17 protein-coding genes are annotated in these 16,728 nt (G+C 66.1%); 8 read left to right on the top strand and 9 right to left on the bottom strand.

Going from position 1 to position 16,728, the window contains the following annotated elements; translation table 11 throughout:
• Window positions 1–13 precede the first annotated feature (13 nt).
• The 8 genes from ACYAF3_RS10730 to ACYAF3_RS10695 all read right to left on the bottom strand — a co-directional run bounded on the left by ACYAF3_RS10730 (window position 14) and on the right by ACYAF3_RS10695 (window position 6,966).
• A complete protein-coding gene (locus tag ACYAF3_RS10730) occupies window positions 14–307 on the bottom strand; it encodes a DUF2388 domain-containing protein (protein ID WP_003096909.1) in 294 nt (97 codons plus the stop codon).
• 124 nt (window positions 308–431) lie between these two features.
• Window positions 432–749 (bottom strand): DUF2388 domain-containing protein, encoded by a 318-nt coding sequence (locus ACYAF3_RS10725; protein WP_003096907.1) that lies wholly within the window; start codon window positions 747–749, stop codon window positions 432–434.
• A gap of 95 nt (window positions 750–844) precedes the next feature.
• The gene (locus tag ACYAF3_RS10720) at window positions 845–1,057 is read right to left on the bottom strand and encodes a DUF1127 domain-containing protein (RefSeq protein WP_003096905.1); all 213 of its coding nucleotides are present in this window, start codon (window positions 1,055–1,057) and stop codon (window positions 845–847) included.
• A 162-nt stretch (window positions 1,058–1,219) separates the two neighbouring features.
• On the bottom strand, window positions 1,220–2,056 hold the full coding sequence (locus ACYAF3_RS10715; RefSeq protein ID WP_058157888.1) for a class I SAM-dependent methyltransferase: 837 nt from the start codon (window positions 2,054–2,056) through the stop codon (window positions 1,220–1,222).
• Window positions 2,050–3,192 (bottom strand): acyltransferase family protein, encoded by a 1,143-nt coding sequence (locus ACYAF3_RS10710; RefSeq protein WP_015649866.1) that lies wholly within the window; start codon window positions 3,190–3,192, stop codon window positions 2,050–2,052. Before ACYAF3_RS10710 ends, ACYAF3_RS10715 begins: the two co-directional genes overlap by 7 nt.
• The gene (locus ACYAF3_RS10705) at window positions 3,189–4,052 is read right to left on the bottom strand and encodes a class I SAM-dependent methyltransferase (RefSeq protein ID WP_105579234.1); all 864 of its coding nucleotides are present in this window, start codon (window positions 4,050–4,052) and stop codon (window positions 3,189–3,191) included. The genes ACYAF3_RS10710 and ACYAF3_RS10705 overlap by 4 nt, the downstream gene beginning before the upstream one ends.
• On the bottom strand, window positions 4,049–5,350 hold the full coding sequence (locus tag ACYAF3_RS10700) for a glycosyltransferase (RefSeq protein ID WP_105579235.1): 1,302 nt from the start codon (window positions 5,348–5,350) through the stop codon (window positions 4,049–4,051). The genes ACYAF3_RS10705 and ACYAF3_RS10700 overlap by 4 nt, the downstream gene beginning before the upstream one ends.
• Complete coding sequence (locus tag ACYAF3_RS10695) at window positions 5,344–6,966, bottom strand: glycosyltransferase (protein ID WP_105579236.1); 1,623 nt, start codon at window positions 6,964–6,966, stop codon at window positions 5,344–5,346. Before ACYAF3_RS10695 ends, ACYAF3_RS10700 begins: the two co-directional genes overlap by 7 nt.
• Before the next feature lie 407 nt (window positions 6,967–7,373).
• On the opposite strand from ACYAF3_RS10695, the gene rmd reads away from it, so the two are divergent.
• Genes rmd through wbpZ form a run of 8 tightly spaced genes read left to right on the top strand, consistent with a single transcriptional unit; the run spans window position 7,374 to window position 16,397 of the window.
• Window positions 7,374–8,288: a GDP-6-deoxy-D-mannose reductase gene (rmd, locus tag ACYAF3_RS10690; RefSeq protein WP_003114107.1), complete on the top strand. Its 915-nt coding sequence runs from the start codon at window positions 7,374–7,376 to the stop codon at window positions 8,286–8,288.
• Complete coding sequence (gene gmd, locus ACYAF3_RS10685) at window positions 8,285–9,256, top strand: GDP-mannose 4,6-dehydratase (RefSeq protein ID WP_003096890.1); 972 nt, start codon at window positions 8,285–8,287, stop codon at window positions 9,254–9,256. Before rmd ends, gmd begins: the two co-directional genes overlap by 4 nt.
• 3 nt (window positions 9,257–9,259) lie before the next feature.
• Window positions 9,260–10,699, top strand: coding sequence for a mannose-1-phosphate guanylyltransferase/mannose-6-phosphate isomerase (locus ACYAF3_RS10680; protein WP_003114106.1), 1,440 nt, complete (start codon window positions 9,260–9,262; stop codon window positions 10,697–10,699).
• On the top strand, window positions 10,699–11,496 hold the full coding sequence (locus ACYAF3_RS10675) for an ABC transporter permease (protein WP_003096887.1): 798 nt from the start codon (window positions 10,699–10,701) through the stop codon (window positions 11,494–11,496). The genes ACYAF3_RS10680 and ACYAF3_RS10675 overlap by 1 nt, the downstream gene beginning before the upstream one ends.
• Window positions 11,496–12,761: an ABC transporter ATP-binding protein gene (locus ACYAF3_RS10670; RefSeq protein WP_003096884.1), complete on the top strand. Its 1,266-nt coding sequence runs from the start codon at window positions 11,496–11,498 to the stop codon at window positions 12,759–12,761. Before ACYAF3_RS10675 ends, ACYAF3_RS10670 begins: the two co-directional genes overlap by 1 nt.
• Complete coding sequence (locus tag ACYAF3_RS10665; RefSeq protein WP_003096882.1) at window positions 12,758–14,140, top strand: glycosyltransferase family 4 protein; 1,383 nt, start codon at window positions 12,758–12,760, stop codon at window positions 14,138–14,140. The genes ACYAF3_RS10670 and ACYAF3_RS10665 overlap by 4 nt, the downstream gene beginning before the upstream one ends.
• Window positions 14,124–15,251 carry a glycosyltransferase family 4 protein gene (locus ACYAF3_RS10660; protein WP_003102573.1) on the top strand — a complete coding sequence of 376 codons (1,128 nt, stop codon included), beginning with the start codon at window positions 14,124–14,126 and terminating at the stop codon, window positions 15,249–15,251. Before ACYAF3_RS10665 ends, ACYAF3_RS10660 begins: the two co-directional genes overlap by 17 nt.
• Window positions 15,252–16,397, top strand: a complete 1,146-nt coding sequence (wbpZ, locus tag ACYAF3_RS10655) for a D-rhamnosyltransferase WbpZ (protein WP_023085885.1) — start codon at window positions 15,252–15,254, stop codon at window positions 16,395–16,397.
• Window positions 16,398–16,452: 55 nt separating this feature from the next.
• On the opposite strand, the gene ACYAF3_RS10650 is transcribed toward wbpZ, so the two are convergent.
• Entirely contained in the window at window positions 16,453–16,656 is a 204-nt protein-coding gene (locus tag ACYAF3_RS10650) for a DUF1127 domain-containing protein (protein WP_003096877.1), read from the bottom strand.
• Between the last annotated feature and the right edge of the window lie 72 nt (window positions 16,657–16,728).

The following is a 16,728-nucleotide window of genomic DNA, read 5'->3' as shown; positions in this document are numbered from 1 at the left end:
CGGTGGTGATCGCCTATTGGGCAAGAATTGCTTCGGCCAGTTCCTGATCGCTGGCCGCCAGCTCGGGGTGCGCGACACGCAACCAGCGCAGCGCCGCTTCCAGGCGCGCACCACGGATGCTGCCATCGCTGGCGACGAAGCTGGCCGCATCGCCCCGGGCATCGCGTAACAATTTGTTCTCGAACGGCGTGCTGGTCAGCTTGCTGGTGACGTAAAGGGACTTCGCGGTGAACGCCGTCGTGGTATCGAAGGCGTGCGCAGCGGGCGCCAGCAGGCAACAGAAGAGCAACGAGAACCGGTAACGCATGGGGTTGGGCGGAATAGGACTGGAACAGCCGCCAAGGCTAACGGAATGTGCGGCGCGGAGCCAGTGTGGCCGGTCGGCCAGGTCATCGCCGCAGCCGGGCGGCTGCGGCGGCGGGGCGGGCGACTCAGATGGTCAGGATCGCCTGGGCCAGTTGCATGTCGTTGGCGGCCAGGCTCGGCAGCTTGCCACGGATGTGGCGCAGTGCGGCTTCCAGGTGCGAACCGCGGATGTCGCCCTGGCTGGCGACGAAGCTGGCGGCGTCGTCGCGCGCTTCGAGGACGATCTTGTCGTCGCGGAAGGAATTGGTGATGTCCGAAGTGGCATTGGAGGTCATGCCGGTGGCGCGGACCAGGGTATCCGTGGTGACCACGAAGCTGCTGGCGAACGCGCTGGAGGCGCAGGCGAGCAGGGCAGCGGCACCGATCAGGCGCAGACGTTTCATGTGAGTTGCTCCGAACGAAGTCAGCGTAGACGGCCGCATCCGCGCGGCCGTGTCAACGCTGAGACTAACCAACTGTGCGCCACGTCACCAGCGGCTCAGCGCCAGAAAGGTTTCGAAATCTCTACGTAGCGTTCGCTCGGGCTGATCGCCAGGTCGGCGAGGTCGTGTTCGGACATTTGCGCAAGATGCTTGCGCGATCGAGCGTTTTGTCGCCAGGAATTCAATTTTTCCAACAGGGCGGCGAGATGTGGATGGGCGGCCGGGAGACCGCTGGAACTCCCGGCGTGCGGGTGCGGGGATGTCCTCATCGTGCGTTCCTTCCCATCCCGGGGATGGGGGCGGGGTGTGGAACCTCATGATGCGCCGGGACCGCTGGCTTGCTCAGGGGCAACCACGCGGGAGTTGGACGGAACAGTTCGGTGGCCCCGGCAACTGTTCCGCCCGGCTGTAGCGGAACTGTTCCGGTGGTTCTACGCCTGAGCGGGCTTGCGCGCGATGATCACCTGGCTCTTGGCGACCACGGCGTCCAGGGCCTGCTTGATGGCCGGGCCGCGCGGCGAGTCGAGCAGCGTCTGCCAGGTCCTGGCCCAGTGTTCGAGGAGGGGATGGTCGGGATTGCCGAAATCGACCTTGGCCTCCCAGAACAGCAGCATCCACAGCGACCAGTAGAAGCCGTAGCGGCTGTGGCTGAGGATTTCCAGCCCGGCTTCGCGCACCAGTGCGGCGAACTGCTCCTCGCCGAGCACGCGGATGTGGTTGGGCTTGCGGAAGTATTCGTCGGCGGCGAAGTCTTTCTGCAGGTCTTCCGACGTGGGATGCGGCACGCTGAGCAGATAGAGTGCGCCGGGCTGGCCGACCCGCACCAGCTCGGCGAGGAACTGCCGCGGATCGTCGACGTGCTCGATGACCTCGGTGGAGACCACCCGGGTGGCCGTGGCGTCAGCCAGGGGCAACGGGTCGCAGTCGCTGACCAGGCATTCCAGTTCGCGGGCCGGGGTATCGGCCAGGCGCTCGCGGGTCCTGGCGATCTTTTCCGCGTCGATGTCGGCGATGATGATGCGAGCGCCGCGCATGGCGCAGAAATGAACGTTGCCGCCGTCGCCGCACCCCACGTCGAGCACGGTGTCCTCGGCGGAAATCGGAAAGCCGCTGAACAGCTCGTCGGTCTCCTGGTTGAACCAGCCGCTGAGCACCGCGTCGCGCAACCCGAGCATGTACGGGTCGACCGGCGCGGGGGTGGGTGGCGCGGCGACGGGCTCGGTGGTGGGGCTGGGCGGCGAGACGATCTTCTTGAGGAAGTTCAGCATGAGGTGGCTCCGGAAGTGGTGGCGACGCGGCGGGCGGCGCTCAGGCGCTTGACCAGGCGGGAGCCCAGGTCGCGGCAGGGGCTCTCGACGAAGCGGTAGTTGAGCTCGCTGAGTACGACGATCAGGACCAGGCTGGTGCCGAGCAGCGACAGGGGCCGCTCGCCGGCGTCCCAGCCCAGGCGGAAGCAGAGTTCGCGGCTGAGATAGAACGCCGGGATGTGGATCAGGTAGATCGCATAGGAGCGCGCGCCGACCCAGACCAGCAAGCGCTTCAGCGGCCCGTTGGAGAGCAGGTAGTCGCGGTCGTAGGAGGCTATCCACACCAGCAGTCCGCACAATAGCGCGATGGCGCCGATCCGCACGGCGACCAGGCTGTACGCTTCGCTGGCCAGCACGCCCAGGGCCGCGGCCACGGCGACCAGCAGCAACGGCCCGCTCCAGGCGCGGCCCAGCAGGGTGGGGTTCCAGCGGGCATAGCCAGGCTGCAGGGAGGCGAGGGCGAGCAGTACGCCGATGGCCAGGGCGTCGGTGCGCAATACCATCAGCAGCGGCGTGCGCAGGCTGAAGAACTGGACCAGCACCAGCGCCAGGAGGGCCCAGCCCAGGTAGCGACGCAGGCAGAGGATCAGCAGCGGCAGCAGGAGGTAGAACTGTTCCTCCAGGGAAAGGCTCCAGTAGACGAAGCTGGCACCGTATTCGTAGCGGTAGAAACTGTCGGCGAAGCGGAAGTTGGCGACCTGGAGGAAACCGGCGAGGCTCGCCGCGAGGTTGGCCGACAGGCTGCCGAAGGCTCCGGAGCGGTTCAGCAGCAGGCAACAGGCCAGGATCAGCGCCAGCCACAGCCAGGCCGAGGGCAGCAGGCGGAAGGCGCGGCGGATCCAGAAGTACCGCGCCTGTTCCCAGAATGCCTGGCGTGTGGGCGCCTCGCGCAGTTGCGGGATGAGGGTGCGGGCGATGACGAAGCCGGAGATGGCGAAGAACAGGTCCACGCCCCACCAGAACTGGACGCGCTGGTTGATGCCGTCCAGCAGTGTCGGGGAGCCGCTGAACAGGTTGCCGTGCAGATGGTGGAATACCACGCCGAGCACGGCCAGCCCGCGCAACAGTTCGATGTCGAGGATGCGTTTGCCGCTCATGTCCGCGACGATCCGGGGTCGAGCGGCTTGCGCGCGATGATCACCTGGCTCTTGGGCATGAAGTGGTCGAGCAGGTGCTTGATCTCCAGGCCGTCGGGACGGGCCAGGAGGTTTTCCCAGAGCCGTGCCCAGTCTTCCATCAGCGCCGGGTAGGGCGGCTGGATACGGTCGCGGACGGCGCCGCCGAGCTCACGGCCGGCGGCCCGTTCGCTGGCCCAGAAGAAGATCATGCCCATCACCCAGAAGAAGCCGCTGGCCTGGCGGTGCTCGATGACCAGCCCGGCGTCCTGCACCAGGCGCGCGAAGTCGTCGCGGGAAAAGATGTGGATGTGGTTGGGCGCCCGGAAGTAGTCGGCCGGGGCGATGCCCTGCTGCAGGTGTTCGCCGACCGGGTCCGGCACGCTCAGCAGGTACTGCGCGCCAGGGCGTCCGAGACGCACGAGTTCGTCCATCACCCGCGCTGGGTTGGCCACGTGTTCGAGCACTTCCATGCACACCAGCTTGTCGGCGCAGGCGTCGCGCAGCGGCAGCGGATCGCTGTCGCTGACCAGGCCGGTGAAGGGCCGCCGGGCCACCGCCTCGACCTGCTGCGCCAGGCTTCGCACCTTGTCCTCCTCGCTGTCGGTGAAGATCACCGAAGCGCCCTGGCGGGCGGCGAAGAGGGTGGCGACGCCTTCGCCGCAGCCGAGATCGAGCAGGGTGTCCTGGGCGCCGATGGCGAAGCCGGCGAGCAGTTCGCCGGTTTCGCTGCGGAACCAGCCATCCAGCACCGCATCGCGCAGACCGCACATGCGTGGCGACACCGGTTCGCTCGCCGCAGCGCGACGGGAACGCCAGCGTTGGAGCAGGGCGCGGATCATGCCGGGATGCTTTGCAAGGCGGCGGGGTCGCCTTGTGCCGCTTCGTCGAGGAAGCGACGCAGGCGCTCCACGGCCAGCTTGCGGCTGCAGAAGCGTTCGAGGCTGGCGCTGGCATGCGCGGACATGCGTGCGTAGCGCTCCGTCTCCTGGCGAGCGACCTCGAAACTGGCCCGGTAGGCCCGGCACAGCGACTCCCAGTCGGTGATGTAGCGCAGCGTGCGGTAGGCCGCGCGCGGGTCGTGGGGCCAGGCGGTGGCTTCTTCCGAGGAGTCGACGATGAAGGCGTTGTCGGCGTCGATGTAGTCGATCATCGCGGTATTGCGCGGAGCCACGGCCGGCTTGCCGCTGGACATGAATTCCATCAGCGGCAGGCATTGGCCTTCGCCGTAGGAGGTGTTCACCACGTAGCTGGTGGCCTCGACCAGCCGCTCGTAGTCCGGGTCGGCGAGGTAGCCGTGGATCAGCACGATGCGGCAGCGGTAGGACTGGTTCTTGTACAGGTGGTGAAGCATGTCGGCCAGCGCTTCGCCGACGTTGTGGTGGGTCAGTTTCAGCACCAGGGTGGCGTCGGGCTCGTCGCGGAAGGTGGCGCAGAACGCGCTGATCATGTCCTGCCAGTTCTTGCGCCCGTCGTAGGGGTTGAACACCGAGGTGTAGATGACCCCGTCGAGGCTCAGCTCGACCTGTTTCGCCGCGCGGTCCGGCAGGGCCAGGACCTCCGCCGACGGCTCGGGGTCGGCATGGTCGGCCAGGTCCAGCTGGCGGCTGTCCACCAGCAGGCCGTCCAGGCGCAGGCGCACATCCCGGGCTTCGGGACGGCCCGCCTGCTGCGAGGCGCGGTTGGCGAAGCGATCCCAGACCGGCGCCGGCACGCTCAGTACCGGGTAGTCGCGACCCATGGCGGCGCGCACCACGTCGACCGTGAAGCTGGAGTGGGTGATGGCCCGTCCGCTGTGGCGCAGCACATGTCGCCAGTCGTGGCGCGGTTCGCCGTGCCAGGTTTCGCTGGGCAGGGTGCTGAACTCCCAGGCGAACACCGGGATGGTCGGGCAGGCATGGTGGATCGGCGTGCGATGGGGCGGCGAGAAGGAGAGGAAGACGCAGGGTTCGCCGCGCTTGCGGCAGTCGTGGTAGAGGCGGTCCACCAGTTCGTCGGGATCGCTGACTTCGACCACCTGGCCGATCTCTTCCAGCAGCGGACGGAATTCCTTGAGGACGAAGTAATAGCTGTACTCCGGGCGCCCGAGGTTCTGCCGGATGGTGGTCTTGTTGGTCTCGGAGTGGATGATGATCAGCATGGAACGTTGCCTGTGGCGGTGGCCGCCAGTTCGACGCCGGGCGCAGGGGTTGCCTTGCGGGCGGAAAGGAAGGGTTCCAGGCGCTGGCGGACCACGTCGCCGGCGCAGTAGCCGCGCATGCGTTGGTTGGCCGCGGCGGACAGTTGCCGATAGCGCTCCGGCTGTTCCCGGGCTACCCGGTAGCTCTCCAGGTAGGCCTCCTTCAGGGACTCCCAGCTCGGCCGGTAGCGCCGGGTGCTGTACAACCGGCGCGAATCCTGCGGCCAGGCCGCGGGCTCCTGGCTGGAGCGGACCACGAAGCCCACCTGGGCGTCCATGTAGTCGGCCATCGCCGAATGGTCCGGAGCGATCGCCGGGGTGCCGCAGGACATGAATTCCATCAGCGGCAGGCACAGGCCCTCGCAGCGCGAGGCGTTCACGTAGTAGCTGGCGGCTCCGTACAGGCGGGCGTACTCCGCGGCATCGAGATAGCCGTGCAGGGCGATGACCCGGCAGGCGAATGGCGACAGTTGGGAAAGCAGGGTGAGCAGTTCGACGTGGTAGGTCGTCAGGTCGCTCTGGGTCATCTTCAGCACCAGCGTGGCATCGCTGGTGTCGCGGAATGCCCAGCAGAAGGCGGTGATCAGGTGATGCCAGTTCTTGCGCCCGTCCAGCGGATTGAACACCGAGACGTAGACCACCCCGTCCACGACGACCTGCTGGTGCTGGTCGACGTCCGGCAGCAGCGCCGGCGGATGCTCGGGCTCGGCGGGCGGCATCGGCTCGATGGCCTGGGGCAATGGCTCCGGCAGCGTTTCCAGCGCCGTTGGTGGGGGCGGCAGCGGCCGGCGCAGGTGACGGAACAGCCAGCGGCGTACCGGTATGGGTACCAGGTCGCTGACGGCTTCCCGGTACCACAGCAGCAGGTAGTGCTTGCTGATGACCAGTCGGCGCCTCCAGTCGAGAGGAACCGGCTCTGGTTCTGGCTCAGGGACCGGTTCGGGCTCGGGCTCGGCGGGCGTCTCTGGGAGGACCTCGAGAATCTCGTCCTCGGTCTCTTCCCTGATCGGTGCGATGAGGCCGTCGGCGGAAAGGCCCAGCAGGCGGCTGTCGATGACGCAGCCCTTGAGTTGCAGGGTCTCGCCGGACTTGACCGGATTCCGTTCGCCTTGCTGGCGGATCGCGGCGAAGTCCTCCCAGATCGGCGTCGGCAGCGCCAGTACCGGAAAGTCTTCGCCCAGCACCCGGCGAACCGCGCGGGCAGTCTGCTCGGAGAGGGTGATGGCTGCGCCATGGCCGGCCAGGACCTGGCTCCAGTCCTGCGCCGGATCGCCGTCCCACGCCACGTCGGGAATCGACTCGAACTCCCAGGCGACCACGCACAGCATCGGGCATTGCAGGCCCCGCGCCGCCTTGTGCGGCGGGGTGAAGGAGAGGAACAGGCAGTCTTCGCCCTGTTCATGCAGTTGCCGGTAGAGCGGGTCGACTTCGTCCGTGCTCTGTACCAGGTGGACCTGTCCCAGCGATTCGAGGATTGGCCGGTAGGCCTTGAGGACGAAGTAGTAGCTGTATTCGGGGCGACCGAGGTTGTGGCCGATCGAGCGCTCGTTGATATCCGAGTAAAGGATGAAATTCATGGCATCTCGTGATGAAACTGCCCGTTCGACAGCTTGGTGGTGATGAGCGAGGCCAGGCGCTGCTTCGTTGTCCGGAAGCCTTCCCGGCGGACTGGTCGACCCATCGTGTTCTTGTTCTGTTATCGCGACCGCGACCTGTTCGATCAACAGAACAGGAGGCAGTCAAGCACGAAATCGAGAGGCATTCTAAACATACCTTTCGCAAAAACGTGAAGGCTGACGGAGAAAACGTCATGCCGTTCGAATGAGAACCTACCGGTCACGAATAAGCGGTTGAAATCGGCGCATTCTTGGCACAGATTGGAGCGCGATAATCAGAACAACACGCTATCCGGCATGACCTCTGGAACGTCGTATTCCTAGGAAGAGCGTCGCCGAGCGTAGCATCAGATAAAAGGCCCGCTTCCTTGACTCAGCGTCTGTTCGTCACCGGGCTCTCCGGTTTCGTAGGCAAGCATCTTCAAGCTTATCTGGCAGCGGCCCACACGCCGTGGGCGCTCCTTCCCGTACCGCATCGTTACGACCTGCTGGAGCCGGATTCGCTGGGCGACCTCTGGCCGGAGCTGCCGGATGCGGTCATCCACCTGGCCGGGCAGACCTACGTGCCGGAGGCCTTCCGCGATCCTGCGCGGACCCTGCAGATCAACCTCCTTGGCACCCTGAACCTGCTCCAGGCGCTTAAGGCGCGGGGTTTCTCCGGTACCTTCCTGTACATCAGCTCCGGCGACGTCTACGGCCAGGTGGCCGAGGCGGCGTTGCCGATCCACGAGGAACTCATCCCCCACCCGCGCAATCCCTATGCGGTCAGCAAGCTGGCGGCCGAGTCGCTGTGCCTGCAGTGGGGTATCACCGAAGGCTGGCGGGTGCTGGTGGCGCGACCGTTCAACCATATCGGGCCGGGGCAGAAGGACAGCTTCGTGATCGCCAGCGCCGCGCGGCAGATCGCCCGGATGAAGCAAGGCTTGCAGGCCAATCGGCTGGAAGTGGGGGACATCGACGTCAGCCGTGATTTCCTCGATGTCCAGGACGTGCTGTCAGCCTATCTGCGCCTGCTCTCCCACGGCGAGGCGGGCGCCGTCTATAACGTCTGTTCCGGGCAGGAGCAGAAGATTCGCGAGCTGATCGAACTGCTGGCGGACATCGCCCAGGTCGAGCTGGAAATCGTTCAGGACCCTGCCAGGATGCGCCGGGCGGAACAGCGGCGGGTTCGCGGCAGCCATGCGCGACTGCACGACACCACGGGCTGGAAGCCTGAAATAACCATAAAACAGTCCCTGCGGGCGATCCTGTCCGACTGGGAGTCACGGGTACGAGAAGAATGACAAGAAGTGCACTGGTAACTGGGATCACCGGTCAGGACGGAGCGTACCTGGCCAAGCTGCTGCTGGAGAAGGGCTACCGGGTCCACGGCCTGGTGGCGCGGCGCAGCAGCGACACGCGCTGGCGCCTGCGCGAGCTGGGGATCGAAGGCGATATCCAGTACGAGGACGGCGACATGGCCGATGCCTGTTCGGTGCAGCGCGCGGTGATCAAGGCGCAGCCGCAGGAGGTCTACAACCTGGCGGCACAGAGCTTCGTCGGGGCCTCCTGGAACCAGCCGGTGACCACCGGCGTCGTCGACGGCCTGGGCGTGACCCACCTGCTCGAGGCGATCCGCCAGTTCAGCCCGGAAACGCGCTTCTACCAGGCTTCCACCAGCGAGATGTTCGGCCTGATCCAGGCCGAGCGCCAGGACGAGAACACGCCGTTCTACCCGCGCAGCCCCTACGGCGTGGCCAAGCTCTATGGCCACTGGATCACCGTCAACTATCGCGAGAGCTTCGGCCTGCACGCCTCCAGCGGCATCCTGTTCAACCACGAATCGCCGCTGCGCGGCATCGAGTTCGTCACGCGCAAGGTTACCGACGCGGTGGCCCGCATCAAGCTCGGCAAGCAGCAGGAATTGCGCCTGGGCAACGTCGACGCCAAGCGCGACTGGGGCTTTGCCGGGGACTACGTCGAAGCCATGTGGCTGATGTTGCAGCAGGACAAGGCCGACGACTACGTGGTGGCCACCGGTGTCACTACCACCGTGCGCGACATGTGCCAGATCGCTTTCGAGCATGTGGGCCTGGACTACCGCGACTTCCTCAAGATCGACCCGGCGTTCTTCCGGCCCGCCGAGGTCGACGTGCTGCTGGGTAATCCGGCCAAGGCCCAGCGTGTGCTCGGCTGGAAGCCCAGGACCAGCCTGGACGAGCTGATCCGGATGATGGTCGAGGCGGACCTGCGACGCGTTTCCCGGGAGTAAGCCATGCTGATTCCCGTGGTGCTTTCCGGCGGCGCCGGTACCCGCCTTTGGCCGGTGTCGCGTGAAGGACAGCCGAAGCCGTTCATGCGCCTGCCCGATGGCCAGACCCTGCTGGGCAAGACCTACCGACGTGCCGCCGGGCTCCTGGCCGGGCATGGCGAAATCGTCACGGTGACCAACCGCGAGCATTACTTCCAGAGCAAGGACCAGTTCCACGCGGCCCGCCTGGGGCGGCACCGGGGACATTTCATCCTCGAGCCGACCGGGCGCAACACCGCTCCGGCGATTGCCGTCGCCGCCCTGGCGCTGCAAGCCGAACATGGCGACGCGGCGGTACTGGTGGTGATGCCGGCGGATCACCTGATCCGCAACGAGGAGGCCTTCCGCGAGGCGGTAGGGCATGCCGCGCGTCTCGCCGTCGCCGGGCACCTGGTTACCTTCGGCGTGGTGCCGGACGCAGCGGAAACCGGTTTCGGCTATATCGAGCTGGGCGACCGGCTGGACGAGCAGGGGGCGGCCAAGGTGCGCCGCTTCGTCGAGAAACCCGATGAGGAAACCGCCCGTCGCTACGTGGAAAGTGGCGGTTTCCTGTGGAACTCCGGGATGTTCTGTTTCACGGCCTCGACCCTGGTCGACGAGCTGGCGCAGCATGCCCCGGCCCTGCTGGAGCAGGCCAGGGCCTGCCTGGCCGCCAGTGCGGCGGTGAAGATGGCCGATGGCATCCAGCATGAGCTGGCGGGCGAAGCCTTCGCCGCGCTGCCGGACATTTCCATCGACTATGCGCTGATGGAGCGCTCCGCGCGGGTCGCCGTGGTGCCGGCGGCCTTCGACTGGAGCGATATCGGTTCCTGGGGCGCGATGAGCGCGCTGCTCGACGCGGACGCAGAGGGCAATCGCGGCAGCGGCGACACCCTGTTCGTCGACACCCGTAACACCTTCGTGCAGAGCGACGGGCGCCTGGTCGCCACGGTCGGGGTCGACGACCTGGTCGTGGTGGATACTTCCGATGCGCTGCTGATCGCCCGCGCCGACCGGGTCCAGGAGGTGCGCAGGGTGGTGCAGCGGCTGAAGGACGAGCGGCACGAGGCCTATCGGCTGCATCGGACCGTCAACCGTCCCTGGGGCAGCTATACCGTCCTCGAGGAGGGGCCGCGCTTCAAGATCAAGCGAATCGTGGTCAGGCCGGGAGAGCGCTTGTCGCTGCAGATGCACCATCACCGCAGCGAGCACTGGATCGTGGTGCAAGGCATGGCCAGGGTCACCAATGGCGATGGCGCGCGGCTGGTCAACAGCAACGAGTCGACCTACATTCCCGCGGGCCACCGGCATCGCCTGGAAAACCCGGGGGTCATCGACCTGGTGATGATCGAGGTGCAGAGCGGCGAATACCTGGGAGAGGACGACATCGTCCGCTTCGAGGACCAGTACGGCAGGGTGGTCTGATGCTTCTTGGCTTGTCTCGTTCCTTGTGGGGCTATCGTGGCTTCGTTCTCGGCAGCGTCAAGCGCGAGTTCCAGTCGCGCTACCGCGGGTCGCTGTTCGGCGCGTTGTGGACGGTGCTCAATCCGCTGTCGATGATCGTCGTCTACACGGTGATCTTCTCCCAGGTGATGCGCGCGCGCCTGCCGGGGGTCGACGACGGCCTGGCCTACAGCGTCTATCTCTGCGCCGGCCTGCTGACCTGGGGCCTGTTCGCGGAAATCACCTCGCGCAGCCAGAGCATGTTCATCGAGAACGCCAACCTGCTGAAGAAGATCAGCTTCCCGCGCATCTGCCTGCCGGTCATCGTACTGCTCAACGCCGGGGTCAATTTCGCCATCATCCTCGCCTTGTTCCTCGGCTTTCTCGCCCTCAGCGGGCGCCTGCCGGGCGCGGCATTGCTCGCGCTGGTGCCGCTGCTGGCGATCCAGGTGCTGTTCGCGGCGGGACTGGGGATGATCCTCGGGGTGCTCAACGTGTTCTTCCGCGACGTCGGCCAGTTGTTCGGCATCTGCCTGCAGTTCTGGTTCTGGCTGACGCCGATCGTCTATCCGATCGGCATCCTGCCCGAGGGTATCCGCTCGCTGATCGAACTCAACCCGATGACCGCGCTGATGCGCAGCTACCAGCAGCTGTTCCTCCACGGGCAATGGCCGGACTGGCCTTCATTGCTGCCGATCACCCTGCTGGCGCTGCTGCTGTGCGCGCTCGGCCTGCGTCTGTTCCGCCAGCGGGTCGGCGAAATGGTGGATGAACTCTGATGGGACAGATACGCGTATCCGGCCTCGGCAAGGCCTACAAGCAGTATCCCAATCGCTGGAGCCGGTTGTTCGAATGGCTGGTGCCTTTCAGCCCTCCGCGCCACCACCTGCACTGGATCCTGCGCGAGGTCGAGTTCACCATCGAGCCGGGCGAAGCGGTCGGCATCGTCGGGGTCAACGGCGCCGGCAAGAGCACCCTGCTGAAGATGATCGCCGGCACCACCCAGCCGACCTGCGGCGAGATCCGCGTGGCCGGCCGGGTCGCCGCGCTGCTCGAGCTGGGCATGGGCTTCCACCCGGACTTCACCGGCCGGCAGAACGTCTTCATGGCCGGGCAACTGCTGGGCATGCAGGTCGAGGAAATCCAGGCGCTGATGCCGGATATCGAGGCCTTCGCCGAAATCGGCGAGGCCATCGAGCAACCGGTGCGCACCTACTCCAGCGGCATGCAGATGCGCCTGGCGTTCAGCGTGGCGACTGCCCGGCGGCCGGACATCCTGATCGTCGACGAGGCCCTGTCGGTCGGCGATGCCTATTTCCAGCACAAGAGCTTCGAGCGCATCCGCAGTTTCCGCAAGGCCGGCACCACCCTGCTGATCGTTTCCCACGACCGCTCGGCGATCCAGTCCATCTGCGACTCCGCGATCCTCCTGGAGCAGGGACGGATGGCCATGCGCGGGCGGCCGGAAGAAGTGATGGACTACTACAACGCCCTGCTCGCCGAGCGCGAGGGGCAGACCGTGCGCCAGGAAATGCTCGCCGACGGCCAGGTGCGGACGATTTCCGGCACCGGCGAGGCAGCGATCCTCGACGTACGGATGGTCGACCAGCGGCAGCGCGCGCTGGAGGTGGTCGAGGTAGGCCAGGCGGTGACGCTGGAAGTCGAGGTCGAGGTTCGCCAGGACATCGAGCGGCTGATCCTCGGCTTCATGATCAAGGACCGCCTCGGCCAGCCGATGTACGGGATCAATACCCACCGCCTGGACAAGGCGCTCACCGACCTGAAGGCCGGCGAGCGCATCACCTACCGCTTCGCCTTCGACATGCGCCTGGGCAAGGGGCACTACTCGGTGGCGCTGAGCCTGTCGCGGCTGGACTCGCACCTGGACCGCAACTTCGAATGGCGCGACTACGGCCTGGTCTTCCATGTCATCAACAACCGCCAGGAAGACTTCGTCGGTTGCTCCTGGCTGGGCGCCGAAACCCATATCAGCCGCTCCGGCGAGGCGGCTCTGGACCCCACTTCCGCGGAGAGCACTCCATGACGCGTCTGTTGGTCGAATGCACCTATGTGTTCGAGCATCCCAAGGTCAATTCCGGTATTCAGCGGGTGGTGCGCAACGTCATCCGCGAGTTGCCGGAAGCCGACGAGACGGTGGAGTGCATCCCGGTGGCAATGCTCGACGGCACCCTGTATCAGGTCCACAGCCTGGCGCCGCTGGACCCGCGGCCGCATTCGCCGCTGGTACGCCTGCGCATCCTGGTGGAGCGAGCCGCCAACTACTTCTGGCTGGGCCAGCGCACCCTGGAAAAGCGCCGCCCGTTCCGTTCCTCGCCGTGGGCCCGGCGCCTTCTCTATGTAGCCTGCCGCCTGTTCGCCTTCGCCTTCCTCAGCATTCCGCTGCGCCTGCTCGACCGCATCCTCGGCAAGCAGCAGCCTGCACCCGTGCGCGCGACCCCGCTCGAACATCGGGCCGGCGACCAACTGGTCTTGCTGGACTCCTCCTGGCACGCCGATTTCTTCCCGCTGGCGGAACGCCTCAAGAGCGAGGGCGTGGGCATCGTCTCGGTGATCTACGACCTGATTCCCCTGACCCATCCGCAATTCTGCGATGCCGGACTGGTCAAGGTGTTCAACCACTGGTTCGACTGGATCGCGGCCACCGCCGACGGCTACGTCGCGATTTCCGAGACCATCCGCGACGAAGTGCGCGCGGAGATGCTGCGGCGCATCGGCCCGGAGAAGGTCGCGCAACGCTGGTTCGATTATTTCCACCTGGGTTCGGAGCTGGACCTGGTGGAGGACGGCGCCTCCGTCGAGCCCGATCTGCTGCGCATGTTCAAGGCCAAGGCGCCGGTATTCCTGATGGTCAGCACCATCGAGCCGCGGAAGAACCACGGTTACCTGCTGGATGCCTTCGAGCGTGCCTGGGCCCAGGGTTCGCAGGCGCGGTTGTGCATCGCCGGACGCATCGGCTGGAAGTGCGAGGCGCTGGTGGAACGGGTGCGGCAGCATCCGGAGCTGAACAAGCGCCTGTTCATGTTCAACGACCTCTCCGACAAGAGCCTGGAGTACGCATACTCCCATGCCGCATCGCTGGTCTTCCCGTCCTATGTGGAAGGTTTCGGCCTGCCGCTGGTGGAGGCCATGCAGCGCGGCCTGCCGGCGATGGGCAGCGACATCCCGGTGTTCCGCGAGATCGGCGGCGAATTCATGGCCTACTTCGACCTCGCCGATCCGCAGACCCTGGCGAACCTGGTCACCCGCTTCGAAGCCACGGGCGAGTTCCCGGCCGAGCGACCGGTCGGCGAATGGCGCTGGATCGGCTGGCACGAGGCGAGTCGGCAACTGATCGCGCGGATCCTGCTCGCCCTCGGCAAGGCCCCGGCGCATGGCGAGGCAGTACATGCGGATTGCGGTTAACGCGCGGATTCTCCAGGCGCCGCGGACCGGCATCGGGCATTACCTGGTCGAGTTGCTGGGCGCGTTGCAGGCGCACGCGGACTTCGAGTTTTCCCTGTTCCATGGCTGGGGCTGGAGCGGCGACCTGCCGGCGGCGGCGCTGCCCGGCTATTCGCGTCTGTCGCCCTGGCTGCGCAACCTGCCCGGAGCCTACCGGGCACGACGCTGGCTGGAGCAGCGGCGTTTCGATAGCGGTCGGCCGCCGGTCGATCTCTACCATGAGCCCAGTCTCTGGCCGCTGGACTTCGACGGGCCGATGCTGATGACCCTGCACGACCTGACCCACCTGCATTATCCGGCGACGCAACCCGCCGCCCGCTTGCGCGAAATAGAACGCCGGCTGGCGCGCGGGATGGAAAAGGCGCGGTTGATCCTGACCGACTCGCAGGCGATCGCCGACGAGGCGCAGGCGTATTTCGGCCTGCCGCGCGAGCGCTTCGTGGTGGCGCCCCTCGGCCATGCCGCGCGGTTCCGTCCGCGGGACCGGGAGTCCCTGCGCGAGCCCTTGCGCGCGCATGGCCTGGTGCCGCGCGGGTATTTCCTCTGCGTAGGAACCCTCGAACCGCGCAAGAACCTGTCGCTGGCCCTGCGCGCCCATGGGCAACTGCCGGCGGCGGTCCGCCAGCGTTTTCCGCTGATGATCGTCGGCATGCCGGGATGGGAAAGTCGCTCGCTCGACGACGAACTGCGCCAGGCGCTGGCTTCGGGAACGGTGCGGCTGCTCGGCTACCTGCCGGACGAGCGGGTCGCCGAGTTGATGTCGGGCGCTCGGGCGCTGGTCTTCCCCTCGATCTACGAAGGCTTCGGCCTGCCTGTGCTGGAAGCCATGGCCAGCGGCACGCCAGTATTGCTCACGCGACTCTCCGCAATGCCGGAGGTGGCCGGCGAGGCGGGCAGCTATATTGACCCGGATGATGCCAATGGGCTATCTGACATGCTGGTCCGCATGACCGAGGATACCGTCTACTGGGAGTGCTGCCGGGAAGCCGGCCTGCGACGGGCGGAGCAGTTTTCCTGGAAGCGTTGCGCGAATCTCACCGCTGCAGCCTATCGTCGTGCCGTGGAGGGCTGAATGCGGGTACTGCACTTCTACAAGACCTACCTGAGCGAAACGGTAGGCGGGATCGAACAGGTGATCTTCCAGCTTTGCGAGAGCAGCGGGTCGTGGGGGATCGACAACCACGTCCTGACCCTGAGCAGCGACCCGCATCCGCCTGTCGTGCCCTTCGGCGGACATGTGGTGCATCGCGCCAGGCTCGACCTGCAGCTCGCTTCCACCGGGTTTTCCCTGAGCGTGTTCAAGCAGTTCCGCGAGCTGGCGGAGGAGGCGGACGTGGTCAACTACCACTTCCCCTGGCCGTTCATGGACCTGGTGCATTTCCTCACCGGTATGAACAAGCCGAGCGTGGTCACCTACCATTCGGACATCATCCGCCAGCGCGTCCTGTTGAAACTGTACCGGCCGCTGATGAGTCGTTTCCTTCATAGCGTCGATCGGATCGCGGTGGCGTCGCCCAACTACTTCAGCACCAGCGACGTGCTCCGCCAGTACCGGGAAAAGACCCGGGTGATCACCTACGGCCTGGACAAGGCTTGCTACCCGAAGCCTGCGGCACAGCGTCTGGAGCACTGGCGAGAGAAACTCGGGCCGCGGTTCTTCCTGTTCGTCGGGGTGATGCGTTACTACAAGGGCCTGCATATCCTGCTGGATGCGTTGCAGGGCACCGATTACCCGGTGGTGATCGTCGGTGCCGGGCCGTTGCAGGCCGAGCTGTATGCCCAGGCCGCGGCGCTGGGGTTGCGCAACGTGCACTTCCTCGGGCGGGTGGACGACGAGGACAAGGTCGCCCTGCTGCAACTCAGCTACGCCATGGTCTTTCCGTCGCACCTGCGTTCCGAGGCGTTCGGCATCTCCCTGCTGGAGGGCGCGATGTACGGCAAGCCGATGATCTCCAGCGAGATCGGCACCGGCACCAGCTACATCAATATCCATGGCGAGACCGGCCTGGTCGTGCCGCCCAGCCAGCCGGCCGCGTTTCGCCAAGCGATGCGCTGGCTCTGGGAGCATCCGCAGCAGGCGGAGGAAATGGGCAGGAACGCGGAGGCTCGCTATCGGCAACTGTTCACCGCCGAAGAGATGGGGCGTCGCTGGAGCGAGCTGTACCGTGAACTGCTGGAGGAAAAGGCTTCTTCCAGATACGTGAAGGCCGCTCGGTAAGGAGCGGCCTACGGTACAGTTCAGGCTGGGCCGAACCGGGGCGTTACAGTATCGCTTAGCGCCAGAACGGCTTGTTCAGCTCGGCGTAGCGCTGGGCTTCGCTGATGCCGGCGTCGGCGAGCAGGCGGGAGTCCAGGCGGGCCAGCTGGCGACGGCTCTGGATGCGGCGCTGCCACAGTTTCATGGTGCCCAGCAGACTGCTGCTGCGGCGGTTGGAGCGAGCGATGTCGAAAGTGTTGGAACCGAGGGTACGTTCCATGATGTGTCGATCCTTCCCACTTGTGGTGGGTAGTCAGGTTGCTAGTGATTAACTGAGCAATATGATCTGACT

This window comes from Pseudomonas sp. TZ252 (assembly GCF_056110345.1).
The sequence above is the reverse complement of the archived record's forward strand: the minus strand, read 5'-3'. Positions and strand labels throughout refer to the sequence as shown.

Excerpts from the sequence above, each read along its gene's own strand:
- ACYAF3_RS10720 (WP_003096905.1), bottom strand. The coding sequence starts at position 1,057 with ATGAGGACATCCCCGCACCCGCACGCCGGGAGTTCCAGCGGTCTCCCG.
- ACYAF3_RS10670 (WP_003096884.1), top strand. The coding sequence starts at position 11,496 with ATGGGACAGATACGCGTATCCGGCCTCGGCAAGGCCTACAAGCAGTAT.
- wbpZ (WP_023085885.1), top strand. The coding sequence starts at position 15,252 with ATGCGGGTACTGCACTTCTACAAGACCTACCTGAGCGAAACGGTAGGC.
- ACYAF3_RS10725 (WP_003096907.1), bottom strand. The coding sequence starts at position 749 with ATGAAACGTCTGCGCCTGATCGGTGCCGCTGCCCTGCTCGCCTGCGCC.
- ACYAF3_RS10715 (WP_058157888.1), bottom strand. The coding sequence starts at position 2,056 with ATGCTGAACTTCCTCAAGAAGATCGTCTCGCCGCCCAGCCCCACCACC.
- ACYAF3_RS10660 (WP_003102573.1), top strand. The coding sequence starts at position 14,124 with ATGCGGATTGCGGTTAACGCGCGGATTCTCCAGGCGCCGCGGACCGGC.
- ACYAF3_RS10695 (WP_105579236.1), bottom strand. The coding sequence starts at position 6,966 with ATGAATTTCATCCTTTACTCGGATATCAACGAGCGCTCGATCGGCCAC.
- ACYAF3_RS10710 (WP_015649866.1), bottom strand. The coding sequence starts at position 3,192 with ATGAGCGGCAAACGCATCCTCGACATCGAACTGTTGCGCGGGCTGGCC.
- ACYAF3_RS10675 (WP_003096887.1), top strand. The coding sequence starts at position 10,699 with ATGCTTCTTGGCTTGTCTCGTTCCTTGTGGGGCTATCGTGGCTTCGTT.
- ACYAF3_RS10700 (WP_105579235.1), bottom strand. The coding sequence starts at position 5,350 with ATGCTGATCATCATCCACTCCGAGACCAACAAGACCACCATCCGGCAG.
- gmd (WP_003096890.1), top strand. The coding sequence starts at position 8,285 with ATGACAAGAAGTGCACTGGTAACTGGGATCACCGGTCAGGACGGAGCG.
- ACYAF3_RS10705 (WP_105579234.1), bottom strand. The coding sequence starts at position 4,052 with ATGATCCGCGCCCTGCTCCAACGCTGGCGTTCCCGTCGCGCTGCGGCG.
- ACYAF3_RS10730 (WP_003096909.1), bottom strand. The coding sequence starts at position 307 with ATGCGTTACCGGTTCTCGTTGCTCTTCTGTTGCCTGCTGGCGCCCGCT.
- ACYAF3_RS10665 (WP_003096882.1), top strand. The coding sequence starts at position 12,758 with ATGACGCGTCTGTTGGTCGAATGCACCTATGTGTTCGAGCATCCCAAG.
- ACYAF3_RS10680 (WP_003114106.1), top strand. The coding sequence starts at position 9,260 with ATGCTGATTCCCGTGGTGCTTTCCGGCGGCGCCGGTACCCGCCTTTGG.
- ACYAF3_RS10650 (WP_003096877.1), bottom strand. The coding sequence starts at position 16,656 with ATGGAACGTACCCTCGGTTCCAACACTTTCGACATCGCTCGCTCCAAC.